This is a genomic window from Nocardiopsis sp. NRRL B-16309, from assembly GCF_001279585.1.
In the GTDB taxonomy this organism is placed as follows: Bacteria; Actinomycetota; Actinomycetes; order Streptosporangiales; family Streptosporangiaceae; genus Nocardiopsis.
In genome coordinates this window covers 23,946-37,914 of the sequence record NZ_LGEC01000067.1, presented here as the reverse complement: position 1 = coordinate 37,914, position 13,969 = coordinate 23,946, and the positions used below count along the sequence as shown (strand labels likewise).

Below are 13,969 nucleotides of genomic sequence, written 5' to 3'. Positions count from 1 at the left end.
ACACCTGAATATAAAGCTATCTCGCGCGAACGCGGAAGACAATTCCCGGCGTGCCAGAAATCATCCTGCCCCCGGCTCCCGGTTTCGGGGTCGCCGAGGCCGCGCGGGGGCGCGGAGTGGCCCGATCGCGCACGGAGCCCCCGCTCACGGCTCCGCGGGGGCTCACGTCACGGGGAACGGTTCCGTCAACGGCCGTCGGATTCGGTGCGTTCCCCTGCCCGGGCAATCGGCGTCTCGTTCGTCGCCTCGGTCCGCTCGACCTCGGCCGCGCTGTCGCCGCTCTCGACCGCGTCCTCGCTGACCAGGGTTCCGTCCATCCGCCTCGGCGCCATCTCGCGGCGCAGGATCTTGAGGATGATGGCACAGAACACGGTAGCGACGACGACGGGAGGGATGAGCGCCGACAATACGTCGATCAGTCCGGGGGGAAGCATCGATGCCAAAAAGTCACCCATCGAGCGCTCCACCCTTCCTGGTTGTTACTTATCGCAGCAAATACCCGACAGAGGGTCGGGGCGCCCCGGGGGATGACGTGTCGACCACCCTGGCAATCGCATACCCGACATCATAGACATCGCACGCCCCCGGTTTGACATGGGACGCGGTACCGCAGGATGCCCGCGAATCGTGTACGGGGCCCACCACGTGTGTGGAGGGGCCTCCGGCGGACGCAGGTACACATTACCTGCCGCGTTCCGCGGCCATACCACCCGGTGTGGATAAGCGCGGTCACCGACCGACACGGCTCTGTAAGGTCCGGCCGCGACCGAAATCCTTTACGAGCCGAGGCTCCCGTCCAGGTACACGAGCATCCTGGTGTTCCCTAGCGTGTTGGGCTTAACCCGCTCCAGGTCCAGGAATTCGGCGACGCCCTCGTCATAGGAACGCAGGAGTTCCTCGTAGACACGGGGAGAGACGGGAGTGCCCTGGATCGGCGCAAAGCCGTGTTTGGCGAAGAATCCTGTCTCGAATGTCAGACAGAACACACGGCTCACACCGAGGACGCGGGCGGTGTCGAGCAGTGCGGCGACGATGCGGTGGCCGACGCCGAAACCCCGCAGCGAGGGGTCCACGGCCACGGTGCGCACCTCGGCGAGGTCCTCCCAGAGCACGTGGAGGGCCCCACAGCCCACCACGCGGCGCTCGGACTCCTCGGTCTCCGCCTCGGCCACCCAGAACTCCTGGATGTCCTCATAGAGGTTGACCGTGCTCTTGGAGAGGACACGGCGGTCGACCGTGTAGGTGTCGACGAGGCGGCGGATGTGGGCGACGTCGCTCGTACGCGCGCGACGCACCCGAACATGACGAACGGGCATAACCGGACCAGACTATGCCCACGCGCTCGCCAACACCTACCGGAACGCTCTTCGTCCGGTGGGAGCGGCGCGCACGTGCGGCCAGGGCCGGTATGCCCGTGGTGTCGCCCGGTGGTCACCGGGCCGGCGTCAGATCAGCTGGCGCCGAGCGGCCCAGACGACCGCCTCGATGGGTGTGTTGACTCCAAGCATGTCGCAGATGTTGCGAATACGCCGGCGCAGGGTCCGTGCGCTGAGCTCGAGGTGCCGTGCCGCCACCTCGGTGGTGACACCGGTGGCGATCTCGGCGAGCAACTCCAGGTCCTCGTGGCTCAGCTCGACCGACGCGTACGTGCCGGAGAGCGGGGCCTCGCGGGACCGGGCCTGCAAGGGGACCACGTTCTCCCGGTGGTCCTCGACGGTACGACGCACGAGTGTGGCCTGTTCCACTCCGTCCTCCCTCATCCATGTGAGTGCGGAACATCAAACTCGTCACCGTGCGGTCGAGACGTCCCCGGACACTGCTCCGGGCCGGAGCCCCGGGGGTCGCGTCTGACCACCCCCCTCTGGCACAGGAGGGTGCGACGGACACACGGGTCGCGGGCGGTCGCTTCGTCACGGTCTGGGACGGACAGACCAGTCGAGGGGACACACACGCACGTGGGGAACGATCGTCCCGCCACGCTCACCGACGTTCTCGATCCACTTCGGCAAACTCGCGGACCAAAGCCCGCCCTCAGCACGCTAGGCGGCCGAGAACATACCGTCAAGGCCCGATAAATCACCATGCGTAGTCCCGCAAAACCTTTCCGTGACAGGGTAACGACAGGGGAAATCATGGAGCAGGGCTGACCTGCGTAAACAATCTTCGGGACCGAACACGGCTCCGTAGTGGACTTCCCCACGTAAAAAGTCGCTCCGCGCTCCCGGGAACGCCCACTATGTCCGGCCAGTGAGGCATATCACGGATGACCAGCCCCATTGCCGACACGGGACGGGGCCGCCGCGCTTTCGCACGACGGCCCCGTCCCGTCTATCGGACAACCGCTTTCGGTGAATACGGAGCACCGATTCCCCAAGGCGCGGCCATGCCGCGCGGGCCTAGTCTCCCGAAGGCTTCACGATCGGGAAAAGGACAGTTTCCCGAATGTTCTTGCCCGTGAAGGCCATCAGCAGGCGGTCGATGCCGAGCCCGACCCCGCCGCTAGGCGGCATACCGTACTCCAGGGCCCGCAGGAAGTCCTCGTCCAGCTGCATGGCCTCGGGGTCGCCCTCGGCCGCCATCAGCGACTGCTCGGTCAGGCGCCGGCGCTGCTCGACGGGGTCGACCAGCTCGGAGTAGCCCGTGCCCAGCTCCATGCCGAAGCCGATGAGGTCCCACTTCTCGGTCAGCAGCGGGTCCTCGCGGTGCTGGCGCGTCAGCGGGCTCGTCTCCAGCGGGAAGTCGCACACGAACGTGGGCTGCACGAGCGTGTGCTCGACCAGCTCCTCGAAGACGTGCTCGACCAGCTTGCCCTGGCCCCAGGCGTGGTCGAACTCCACACCCTTCGCCTCGGCCAGCCGGCGCACCTCCTCGATCGGGGTGCGCGGGGTGACCTCGGCGCCGAGCGCCTCGGAGACCACGCCGTAGAGGGTGACCCTCGGCCACTCGCCGCCCAGGTCGAACGTCTGGCCGTCGCGCTCGACGACGGTCGAGCCGAACACCGCCCGCGCGGCGTCCTGGACGAGTTCGCGGGTGACGTCCGCCATGACGTTGTAGTCGGCGTAGGCCTCGTAGAACTCCAGCATCGTGAACTCGGGGTTGTGCGTGGAGTCCGCGCCCTCGTTGCGGAAGTTCCGGTTGATCTCGAAGACCTTCTCCAGACCGCCCACCACCAGCCGCTTGAGCGACAGTTCGGGGGCGATGCGCAGGTACAGGTCCATGTCGTAGGCGTTGATGCGCGTGACGAACGGCCGCGCCGTGGCGCCGCCGTGCACGCGCATCAGCATCGGGGTCTCGACCTCGATGTAGTCGCGCGAGCCGAGACCGTCGCGGATCGCCCGGATGGCGGCCGACCGGCGGCGGACCATCTGCTGGGACTCCGGGTTGACGATCAGGTCGACGTAGCGCTGCCGGACCCGCGCCTCGGGGTCGGTGAGGCCCTTGTGCTTCTCCGGAAGGGGCCGCAGGCACTTGGCCGTCAGCGTCCAGGAGGTGACCATGATGGAGAGCTCGCCGCGGCGGGAGGTGATGACCTCGCCCTCGACGCCGACGTGGTCGCCGAGGTCGACGTCGGCCTTCCACGCGTCCAGGCGCTCCTGGCCCACGCGGTCCAGGGAGAGCATGATCTGGATGTCGCCGCTCTCGTCGCGCAGCGTCGCGAAGCACAGCTTGCCACCGGTGCGGTAGAGCATGACGCGGCCGGCGACGGAGACGTCCACACCCGTCCGGGTGTCCGGTTCCAGGCCCTCGTGTTTGTCTCGCACGGCACCGATCGACGTGGTCCGCGGGAAGGTCACGGGGAAGGGGTCGGTACCCTCCTCCCGCAGACGGTCCAGCTTCTGGCGCCGGACCCGCATCTGTTCGGGCAGGTCGTCGTAGGTGTCGTCGTGCGTGTCATTCACGCGCACGATCCTACCCGCGCGCATGGGCGCTCCCGTACGCTCGGCCGGACCGGGTCACGGGTCGGGTCACGGGTCGGGCACGGGCGACCGGACCGGAACCGCGCGGGAACCGGACGCGTCTTCCCACCCGCGGACAGAACGTCGTCGTACGGACTCCGCCGCCGCCGGTCCCGGCGGCGCGGACGTCTAGGATGCCGACCGATGTCTCCCGATCTCCCACCACCGAAAGTCAGGACAGACCCGTGAGCGTTGAGGGAAGTACGAAGGCCGTCGTCACGGCCCTGGCGGCGAACATGGGGATCGCCGTCACCAAGTTCGTGGCCTTCGGGCTGACCGGATCCTCCGCGATGCTCGCCGAGGGCATCCACTCCGTCGCCGACTCCGGCAACCAGGGCCTGCTCCTGCTGGGCGGCAAGCGGGCCCGGCGCGACGCCACCCCCGAGCACCCCTTCGGCTACGGACGCGAGCGCTACGTCTACGCGTTCCTGGTCTCGATCGTGCTGTTCAGCCTCGGCGGCCTGTTCGCCCTCTACGAGGCCTGGCACAAGATCGCCCACCCGCACCCGATCACCGAGTGGCAGTGGGTCCCCATCGTGGTGCTCCTGGTGGCGATCGGCCTGGAGTCGTTCGCCATGCGCACGGCGATCAAGGAGTCCAACGCGGTCCGCGGCAAGGCCTCGTGGGTGGAGTTCGTCCGCCGGTCGAAGTCCCCGGAGCTGCCGGTCATCCTGCTGGAGGACGCGGGCGCGCTGCTCGGCCTGGTCTTCGCGCTGATCGGCGTCAGCCTCACCCTGGTGACCGGCAACGGGATCTGGGACGGCCTGGGCACCGCGGCCATCGGCGTGCTGCTCGTGGTGATCGCGGTCGTGCTCGCCGTGGAGATGAAGAGCCTGCTCATCGGTGAGTCCGCCACCCGCGAGCACGTGCGGGCGATCGAGTCCGCGATCGTCGGGGTGGAGGACATCAACGCCATCATCCACATGCGCACGCTGCACATCGGCCCGGAGGAGCTGCTGGTCGCGGCCAAGATCGCGGTGGACGCCGAGGACGACGCGCCGCGCATCGCCCGCGCGATCGACACGGCGGAGGAGCGGGTCCGCGCCGCCGTGCCCATCGCCCGGATGATCTACCTCGAACCCGACCTGCTGCGCGAGCGGCGGTCCGAGCCCTCCGCCGCGGCGGACGCCGCACCGGATCCCGCGTAGCCGACGGGGCGCACCGAGGGGGTCCGGTCCCGCCCCAGCGCCCCGCTCCGGTCGAGGGTCGGGCGAAGGCCGGGCCGAGGGTCGGGCGAGGGTCGGTCGCAAATCGACCGAGAACCGGTCGGGGGCCGGGCGGGGTCGGTCGCGAACCGAGCGAGAACCGGTCGAGGGCCAGTCGAGGGCCGGGCGAAACCGGCCACCGGAGGGGCGGAAACCCCGCACACCACGGGGCCCGCGCGCAGGGCACGGGCCCCGTTCCGGTCCCGGGGCCGCAGGACCGAGGCGCCTCGACGGCGGCCCCGCGGCGGTGCGTCAGCCCGCGTTGCGCTCGAAGACCAGGCGCAGGCCGATGAGCGTCAGCCACGGCTCGTGCACGTCCACGGTCTCGCACTCCCCGATCACCGTGGACGCCAGACCGCCCGTGGCCACGACCGTGACGTCGTCCGGAGCGTTGGTCAGCTCCGCGACCATCCGGTCCACGATCCCGTCCACCTGGCCCGCGAACCCGAACACGATGCCCGAGCGCAGGGCCTCGGTGGTGTTCTTGGCGATCGCCGACCGGGGCCGGACGATCTCCACCATGTGCAGCTGGGCACCGCGCCGGGACAGCGCGTCCACCGAGATGTCGATGCCCGGGGCGATCGCCCCGCCGACGTACTCCCCCTTGACGCTGACCGCGTCGAACGTCGTCGCGGTGCCGAAGTCCACCACCACGGCCGGCCCGCCGTAGATGTTGTTGGCGGCCAGCGCGTTGATGATCCGGTCGCTGCCGACCTCCTTGGGGTTGTCCATCCGGATCGGCACCCCGGTCTTGACCCCCGGCTCCACGATCACGGCCTGGACGTCACCGAAGTGGCGGCGGAACATGTCCCGCATCTCGTGCTGGACCGAGGGCACCGAGCAGCACATGGCGATGCCGTCGATGTCGTCCGTGCCGCCCGTCGTCCGGCCGTCGAGGAGTCCGCGCAGGACCACCGCCCACTCGTCGGCCGTGCGTCTGGTGTCGGTGCCCACCCTCCAGTGTTCGAGCAGCTCCTCGGCCTCGAACAGGCCGAAGACCGTCTCGGAGTTACCGACATCGATCGCGAGCAGCATCCTGGAAGCCTCATCCGTGGTCGTCGACGTGGTCGTCTCAGTGGCGTGTTCCCGGCTCGGCGGGAGATCCTCAGGGAATCCTCCACCAATCGGGCGCCTCACAACAGGTCGAGGGCGATATCGAGTGCCGGACTGGAATGTGTCAGCGCCCCGACGGCCAGGTAGTCGACCCCGGTCCGGGCCACGTCGGCGGCCACGTCCAGCGTCAGCCCGCCCGAGGACTCCAGCCGGGCCCGCCCGGCGACCAGCGCGACCGCGGCGGTGAGCTGGTCGACGGTGAAGTTGTCCAGCAGGATCTCCTCGGCCCCGGCCTCCAGCGCGTCCTCGATCTGGTCGAGGCGGTCGACCTCGACCTCCAGGGGCAGGTCGGGGAAGCGCTCGCGGATGGCCCGCACCGCCGCTCCGACCCCGCCCGCGGCCACGACGTGGTTGTCCTTGACCAGACCCGCGTCGCTGAGGCCGTAGCGGTGGTTGACGCCGCCGCCGCAGCGCACGGCGTACTTGTCGAGCGCGCGCAGACCGGGCCGGGTCTTGCGGCTGTCGCGGACGGCGGCGCCCGTGCCCGCGACCGCGTCGACCCAGGTCCGCGTGGCCGTGGCGATACCGGACATGTGGGTGAGCAGGTTGAGGGCGGTGCGCTCGGCCGTCAACAGGTCGCGGGTGCGGGCGGTGACGGACATGAGCACGTCGCCGCGCTTGACCGCGTCGCCGTCGGCGACCGGCCGGTGCACCTCCAGCGCGCCGTCGGCGACGAGCCAGAACGTCAGCTCGGCCAGCGGGAGACCGCTCACCGTGCCCTCGGCGCGGGCCACCACATGGGCGGTGCGCACCTGGTCCCCGGGCGTCGTGGCCACGGTCGTGACGTCGATGCGGGGACCGGCCGTGAGGTCCTCGGCCAGGGCGCGGCGCACCACGTCCACGTGCGACTGGTGGGGCGCGGTGTAGGGCAGGGTGAACTCGGCCCGGGGCTCGTCGCCCGGGACGGCGCTCCCCCGGTCCCGCCGGTCGGCCAGGGGGAAGGTGATCGCGTCGAGCTCGGCCACCAGTTCCGGCGGCAGGGACGGCGTCCAGTCCTCGTCGGTGGTCACGGGGGTGTTCCCTTCCAGTCGGACGACGGCGGGCCGGATCCGGAGCTCGGGGCGCGGCTCGGGGTGGTCGGCCCGCTGGTGGGAGCCCCGGCTCTCGGTTCTGTGCCGGGCGGCGGCGGCCACCAGCCGGGCCACGGTGAGGAGGTTGGTCGCCTCCCAGGAGTCGGTACCGGGCGCGACCCCGGCGCCGGGGTCGGCGGATCCGGCGGCGATGGCGTCCAGCTCCTCCGAGAGCGCGGCCAGGCCGTCGCCGGTCCGCAGCACGCCGGCGTGGCGCGACATCAGGGTGCGGATCCGGGCGGAGGAGTCGGCACCGACCAGGTGGACGGGGGCGCCGAGGGCCACCGCCCCGCCCGGCACCGGCTCGGGTGCCCCGGCCAGCCGCGCGGCGATCCGGTCGGCGTAGACCAGCCCCTCCAGGAGGGAGTTGGACGCCAGCCGGTTGGCGCCGTGCACGCCGGTCCGGGCGACCTCGCCGACCGCCCACAGGCCGGGGACGCTGGTGCGGCCGTCGATGTCCACCTCGGCACCGCCGGAGGCGTAGTGGGCGGCCGGTGCCACCGGGATGGGCTGGGACAGCGGGTCCACGCCGTGGCTCAGGCACGAGGCGAGGATGGTGGGGAAGCGCCGCTTCCAGGTGGCCTCGCCGAAGTGGCGGGTCTCCAGGTAGACGTGGTCGGTGTCCTGCTCGGCCATGGTGCGGGCGATCGTGCGGGCCACGACGTCGCGCGGCGCGAGGTCGCCCAGCTCGTGCACGCCCTCCATGATCCGGCGGCCCTGCCCGTCCACCACGTAGGCGCCCTCGCCGCGCAGGGCCTCGGAGATGAGCGGCTGCCGGCCGCGCGACTCCGGACCCAGCCACAGGACGGTGGGGTGGAACTGGATGAACTCCAGGTCGCGCAGGCGTGCCCCGGCGCGCGCCGCCAGGGCCAGGCCGTCGCCGGTGGAGACCGGCGGATTGGTGGTGGCCGCGAACACCTGGCCCATGCCGCCGGTGGCCAGGACCACCGCCGGGGCCAGGACCGCGCCCACGCCGTCCCGCGCGCCCTCCCCCATGACGTGCAGGGTGACGCCGCGGACCGCGCCGGTGGCGGGGTCGTACAGGGCGTCGAGGGCGAGGGCGTGCTCGACGACCTCGATGCGCTCCTCGGCCAGGACGGCGGCGACCAGGGCGCGCTGGATCTCGGCGCCGGTGGCGTCTCCGCCCGCGTGGGCGACCCGGTCGGCGCGGTGGCCGCCCTCGCGGGTCAGCGCGAGCGAGCCGTCGTCCCCGCGGTCGAACTCGGCGCCGAGCCCGATGAGCCACCGCAGGGCCTGGGGCCCCTCGGTGGCCATGACGTGGACGGTGTAGGGGTCGGACAGGCCCGCCCCGGCCAGCTGGGTGTCGACCATGTGGGCGACGGGGCCGTCCTCGGGGTCCATGGCGGCGGCGATCCCGCCCTGGGCGAAGCTGGTGGACCCTGTGGACAGGCGGTCCTTGGTGACGAGCACGACCCGGCCGTGCTCGGTGCGCTGGACGTAGCGCAGGGCCGTGCTCAGCCCGGCGATGCCCGAGCCGACGACCGCGACCTCGGCGCCGACCGACCACGAGGCCTCGGGAGCCTGGAGCCGTGTCTGGGTGGGTGAACTCATCTGGGGTCTCTCTCGGGAAGTGCCGTCGGCGCCGGGCCGGTCACGGGGCGTCGGTGTCCGGCCCGGCGTCGCCGCCGGTCGGGGCGGGGGTGAAGGTGACGGGCGTGTTGTCGATGAGCCGCGTGGAGCCGACCCTGGCCGCGACGGCGAGGACCGCTTCGCCCTCGAAGTCGGCGGGGGCGTCGGTGAAGGTGGCGGGGTCCACGAGGGCGAGGTAGTCGGGCACGACGGGCGGAACCGCCTCCGCGGCCCTGTCCAGGACGGCGCGGGCGGCGGCGCGCACGGCGTCGGGTCCGTCCGCGGCGCTGTCGCGTCCGGCGGAGAGCGCGCGGTGCAGGGCCAGCGCGCTGGCGCGCTCTTCGTCGGAGAGGTAGACGTTGCGGCTGGAGACGGCGAGGCCGTCGGGGTCGCGCAGCGTGGGGGCGCCGACGATCTCGACCGGCATGGAGAGGTCGGTGACCATGCGCCGGACGATCGCGATCTGCTGGGCGTCCTTCTGTCCGAAGACCGCCAGGTCGGGGCCGACCAGGTGCAGGAGCTTGCTGACGACGGTGAGCACGCCCGTGAAGAAGCCGGGGCGGGAGGCGCCCTCCAGGAGTTCGCCCATGGCCCCGGCCTGGACGGTGACCATCGGCTCGGTGGGGTACATGGTGGCGACCGTGGGCGCGAAGACCACGTCCACGCCCTCCTCGGCGCACACCGCGGTGTCGGTGTCGAGCGTCCTGGGGTAGCGGTCGAAGTCCTCGCCCGGGCCGAACTGGAGCGGGTTGACGAAGACGCTGACGACCACGGTGTCGGCCCGGTCCCGGGCGATGCGCATGAGGCTGCGGTGCCCGGTGTGGAGGGCGCCCATGGTGGGGACAAGTGCGACGCGTCCGGCGTCGGCGAGGGCGCGCCGGAGTTCCTCGGCGGTATGGACGACGAGGGGCCGTTCGGTGGTCGCGGGCCTGGGTGTGCGTTCGGTCATCGGTGTTTCCCGTGGTGGAGTTCTGGGGCGTTCGCCGGTCCCGGCCGGGCCGGCCGGCACGTGGGTCCGCGGGCCGCGCGCCGGCGTGCGCGGGCCCGTGGCGGACCCGGTCCGCCGTGCGGGCGCGGGGTCCGCGCGGTCGGTCAGCGCCGCAGGACGTCGAGCAGGCGCGCGGCGTCGGCCGGGTCGAGCATCCCCGCGTTGATGGCGCGGTCGGCGGTGAGCCGGGCGAGTTCGACGTAGCTGGCGACGCTCTCGGGCGCGTTCTCGCGCAGCTGTTCGATGTGGCCCGCGACGGTTCCGGCGTCACCGCGCAGGACGGGGCCGCTCAGCCCGTGGATGCCCAGTCGCAGCGCGTTGTCCAGGGCCGCGCTGAGCATGGGGGCGAGCATGCGGCCCGGCTCGGCGACCCCGGCGGCGGAGAGCAGGGAGGCGCTGTCGGCCACCAGCGTGACCAGGTGGTTGGCGCCCCCTGCGAGGGCGGCGTGGTAGAGCGTGCGCTTGTCCTCGGTGATCCACACCGGTTCGGCGCCCATCTCGACGACGAGGGCCTCGGCGATGGGGCGCAGCTGTTCGGGCGCGGTGACGCCGAAGGCGCAGTGGGCGAGGCGCTCGACGTCCTCGGACCGCCCGGTGAAGGTCATCGCCGGGTGCAGGGCCAGCGGCAGGGCGCCGACGATGGTGGCGGGGGCGAGGATGCCGTACCCGTGGGCTCCGCTGGCGTGGACGAGGATCTTGCCCCGCAGGTCGGTGCCGGTGGCGGCCAGTCCCTCGACGAGTTCGGCGAGTTCGTCGTCGGGGACGGTGAGCAGGACGAGGTCCGCGGCTTCGGCGACCTGCGCGGGTTCGAGGATCCGTGCGGTGGGCAGGCGGTCGGCCACCCGTTGTCTGGAGGCCTCGGAGACCGCGGAGGCGGCGACCACCTTGTGCCCGGCGCGGCCGAGGGCCTGGCCGAGCACGGATCCGACCCGGCCGGGTCCGATGACGCCGACCCGCAGTCGGGCGGGGCGCCCCTGCGTCGTCTCCATATGTGTGGTGCCCCCTCGTGTCCGTGCGTCCGGTTCTCCCGCACCGTGACGCCTGAGCACACGATAGCCCTCCCGGGCCGGTGACCTGTGTCCCAGGGACGCGTGTGGGGGCGGGTACCGCGTACCCGCCCCCACTCCGGTCCTCCCGCGCGCGGGGAGGGCCCGGTCAGTTCTGCACGATCACCCCGGAGTTGTAGCAGGAGGCGAGAGTCTGGCCGAGGACGGCGTTGGAGTTGCCGCAGCCGGCGTTGGAGTTCTCGATGCCGTTGATGTAGGCGATGTTGCCGCCGACGTTGGACCCGTGGCCGGAGGTCCAGGCGTGGGCGTACGCCGCCGCGGGGGCCGCGGTGAGGAGGATCCCGGTGGAGGCCAGGACCACGGCGCCGGTGGCGAACGTCTTCTTCAGCACTACGTGTCTCCTTCGGTGTTCGGACGGGGGGCCGTCCGGACGTGGGTGATTCTTCGGGGGCACCCGGGGGCGCTGGTGAAGAAGTTACCCGCGAAGACGCCCCGTTCACCCCTCTTGAACTGCACTGATCACAACTAGGCCCAAAGATGTCACTATGTGTGACTCCACGTCCCGGGGTCGATCGGGACAAAGGTTCCAGACCGGCGGCGCGGTGTGCGCGCAGAGTCACGGGGTCGTCGGCGTTCCAGCCGCACACCAATGCGGATTGCGGTCGGCCGTGTGGAGCGGGTCCGGATTCGGCGCGGGCGGCACCGGCCCGGACACACGAAGAGGCGCCACCCCGTCGTCACGGGATGGCGCCGGCGCGGAGAGTTCGTGGGGCCGCACGGACGGATCAGCCGGGACGTCTCCGGCTGGACACCCCCGCCCGCTCGGGCCGCACGCTCACCGCGTGCTGATGCGCGCTGCGGTCCGTCGGCTACGGACCCGGAGCACTACCAGTTCTTGACGGTCGCGCCGGAGTCCGTGCAGTTCGCGCCGGCCACGCCGAGGACGGCGATCGCGTTGCCGCAGATGTTCACGGGCACGTCGAAGTCCGCGACGAGCTGGTTGCCGCCCAGGATCGAGCCGTTGCCGGACGTGAACACGTTGCTGTTCGCCATGGCGGGAGCGCCGGTGAACAGGACGCTGGCAGCGGCGGCGGTGATGGCACTGGCGGCGAGAGCCTTCTTCAGCATGAATTTCTCCTGTAGAACCGGTCGGCGGTGGGGCACCAACCGGTCGATAACGTTGACGAAGTGTATGACTACGAACACTCACCGTGTTCAGTCACTATTTAGCCATACTCACTCGCCGTGCGTGACCGGAACACGCAAGAAGTTTGTACCTGTGAACTGGAAGAACCACACTCAGTGAGCAGACATGTCGGACATGGCGACAGCAACATCAGCCACAGGGGCCGCACTATGTGACTCAGATCACAAATGACTCCCGGGTGATTCCCCGGTTCCGGACGCGTCGGGTGCGCGGTCGCTCGGACCCGCCTGCGTCGACCGGGTCGCCCAGCGCTCCGTGCCCGCCTCGGGCACCCGGGCACGCCGCCCGTGGGCCACGAGCGCGTCCAGGAGTCCGCGCCCCTCGGACGCCTCCCGGAGGGCCGCGTGCGCGCGCACCGGCCCGGGAGGGGTGTCGACGTCCACCGACACGCGTCCGGTGAGGCGTTCCAGCGGGCCCGCGGTGATCCGCAGGGTCTGGACGCGCTCCACGGGCACGATCTCGGTGATCCGGCAGAACGCCCCGCGCGTGCTGACGAACAGGTGCTCGTCCACCCCCACCAGGGAGCCCCCTCGCTCGCGGTTGGGGACCAGGGGGACGCGGGCCGCGTCGCTGTCCGGGAAGAGTTCGTTCACCAGGGTGAAGGCCAGCCGCCGGGGGGCGACCGGCAGCAGGGTGGCGGACTCGCCCTGGCGCTCGCCCGCGTACCCGGCCACGTTGGCCTCGACGCGGGCCACGCCCAGCGCCCGCCACAACAGGGGCTCGACCACGCGCACGGCCTGCACCCGGCCGGGCGGGACCGTCTGCATGCGGCGCTGGAACATGCCGTACCGCAGCCGCAGTCCGTCGGACGAGAGCGAGGCGTAGTAGTCCGTGTAGCGCGCCAGCGGCCCCCAGTAGTACCGGAGCAGGCCCAGCACCAGCGGGATGAGCGCGGCCGCCACTCCGGGTTCGACGAACACGATCCCGGCGGTGAGGAGCATGAGCAGGGCGACGAACGACAGCAGGATCGGCACGCGGAAGGTCAGCGCGCCGAGCAGCAGCGGGAAGGGCAGGCGGTAGAAGGGCCACTCGGGGGCCTCGGGCGAGCGTCCCGGCAGGCCGGCGGCGTGCGCGAGCACGGCCGTGCGCAGCCGCTCCGCCAGGCTCCGGCGCAGGCAGCGCAGCCGGATGGCGCTGTGGTCGCCGCCCGCGAGTTCGATGCGCAGTTCGGCCATCCCGAACACCTGCATGAGCAGCGGCCGGACCACGTCCACCGCCTGGAGGCGGCTCAGCGGGATCTCCCGGGAGCTGCGCATGGCCAGGCCGCTGTGCACGACCAGGTGGTCCTCGCGCAGGCCGAACGTGCCGTACCACCACGAGGGCAGGGCGTGGGCGAGCGATCCGAAGACCACGGCCACGGTCATCATCGCCACCCAGGCGAAGCCGAAGGTGGTGAGGATCGGTCCGATGAGGGCCGCGAACGCCAGGGTCACGGCGACCACCTGCGCCGGAACGATGGACCAGTGCGACCGGAACTCGCCCCGGGTGACGTCGTCCTCGGGCCTGGCCCGCCGGACCGGCGGCGGGCGCCACCCGACGTTCGGCGGCAGCAGGACCGGCCCCTGGCCGAAGGGGGCCGACGGGGGCGGATAGGAGCCGGGGGGCGCCTGCGGTCCCACGGGTCCCGGCGTCGGAGGGGGCCCGGGTGGCGGCCGGTGGCCGGGCGCAGGTGGAGGCCCCGGAGGCCGCCCCGCGCCGCCGGGAGCGGCCCAGGGGTGTCCGACTGCCCGCGGCGCCCCCTGAGCCCACGCGGCTTCCCCGGGCCCGTGAGGGGCCCCGGACGGCTGCCCCTGAGCCGCCTGAGGCCCCGGGGGCACTGGAGGACGCTGAAAC

The 13,969-nt window shown here is 71.8% G+C and carries 12 protein-coding genes; 1 reads left to right on the top strand and 11 read right to left on the bottom strand.

The genetic code is table 11. The features are described 5' to 3' along the window. Positions 1 to 185 precede the first annotated feature (185 nt). The 4 genes from ADL05_RS11910 to lysX form a co-directional block, all read right to left on the bottom strand. The gene (locus ADL05_RS11910; protein WP_053617054.1) at positions 186 to 455 is read right to left on the bottom strand and encodes a hypothetical protein; all 270 of its coding nucleotides are present in this window, start codon (positions 453 to 455) and stop codon (positions 186 to 188) included. A gap of 321 nt (positions 456 to 776) precedes the next feature. Next, entirely contained in the window at positions 777 to 1,316 is a 540-nt protein-coding gene (locus tag ADL05_RS11905) for an amino-acid N-acetyltransferase (protein WP_053616981.1), read from the bottom strand. 129 nt (positions 1,317 to 1,445) lie between these two features. Next, positions 1,446 to 1,745 carry a LuxR C-terminal-related transcriptional regulator gene (locus ADL05_RS11900; protein WP_053616980.1) on the bottom strand — a complete coding sequence of 100 codons (300 nt, stop codon included), beginning with the start codon at positions 1,743 to 1,745 and terminating at the stop codon, positions 1,446 to 1,448. A 651-nt stretch (positions 1,746 to 2,396) separates the two neighbouring features. Next, positions 2,397 to 3,899, bottom strand: a complete 1,503-nt coding sequence (gene lysX / locus ADL05_RS11895) for a bifunctional lysylphosphatidylglycerol synthetase/lysine--tRNA ligase LysX (protein ID WP_053617053.1) — start codon at positions 3,897 to 3,899, stop codon at positions 2,397 to 2,399. Positions 3,900 to 4,141: 242 nt separating this feature from the next. Here lysX and ADL05_RS11890 point away from each other — a divergent pair, with 242 nt between their 5' ends. Continuing rightward, positions 4,142 to 5,104 carry a cation diffusion facilitator family transporter gene (locus ADL05_RS11890; RefSeq protein WP_053616979.1) on the top strand — a complete coding sequence of 321 codons (963 nt, stop codon included), beginning with the start codon at positions 4,142 to 4,144 and terminating at the stop codon, positions 5,102 to 5,104. Positions 5,105 to 5,413: 309 nt separating this feature from the next. Here ADL05_RS11890 and ADL05_RS11885 read toward each other — a convergent pair whose 3' ends face one another. From ADL05_RS11885 to ADL05_RS11855, 7 genes are all read right to left on the bottom strand, one after another. After that, on the bottom strand, positions 5,414 to 6,196 hold the full coding sequence (locus ADL05_RS11885; RefSeq protein ID WP_053616978.1) for a type III pantothenate kinase: 783 nt from the start codon (positions 6,194 to 6,196) through the stop codon (positions 5,414 to 5,416). A gap of 98 nt (positions 6,197 to 6,294) precedes the next feature. Then, complete coding sequence (locus ADL05_RS11880; RefSeq protein ID WP_053616977.1) at positions 6,295 to 8,916, bottom strand: L-aspartate oxidase; 2,622 nt, start codon at positions 8,914 to 8,916, stop codon at positions 6,295 to 6,297. Positions 8,917 to 8,956: 40 nt separating this feature from the next. After that, positions 8,957 to 9,883, bottom strand: coding sequence for a pantoate--beta-alanine ligase (gene panC / locus ADL05_RS11875; RefSeq protein WP_053616976.1), 927 nt, complete (start codon positions 9,881 to 9,883; stop codon positions 8,957 to 8,959). 143 nt (positions 9,884 to 10,026) lie between these two features. After that, positions 10,027 to 10,911 (bottom strand): Rossmann-like and DUF2520 domain-containing protein, encoded by an 885-nt coding sequence (locus tag ADL05_RS11870; protein ID WP_053616975.1) that lies wholly within the window; start codon positions 10,909 to 10,911, stop codon positions 10,027 to 10,029. Between the two features lie 166 nt (positions 10,912 to 11,077). Continuing rightward, positions 11,078 to 11,320, bottom strand: a complete 243-nt coding sequence (locus ADL05_RS11865; RefSeq protein WP_053616974.1) for a hypothetical protein — start codon at positions 11,318 to 11,320, stop codon at positions 11,078 to 11,080. Positions 11,321 to 11,814: 494 nt separating this feature from the next. Further along, entirely contained in the window at positions 11,815 to 12,057 is a 243-nt protein-coding gene (locus ADL05_RS11860) for a chaplin family protein (protein ID WP_053616973.1), read from the bottom strand. A 240-nt stretch (positions 12,058 to 12,297) separates the two neighbouring features. Continuing rightward, positions 12,298 to 13,689: a PH domain-containing protein gene (locus tag ADL05_RS11855; RefSeq protein WP_053617052.1), complete on the bottom strand. Its 1,392-nt coding sequence runs from the start codon at positions 13,687 to 13,689 to the stop codon at positions 12,298 to 12,300. Positions 13,690 to 13,969: the final 280 nt, after the last annotated feature.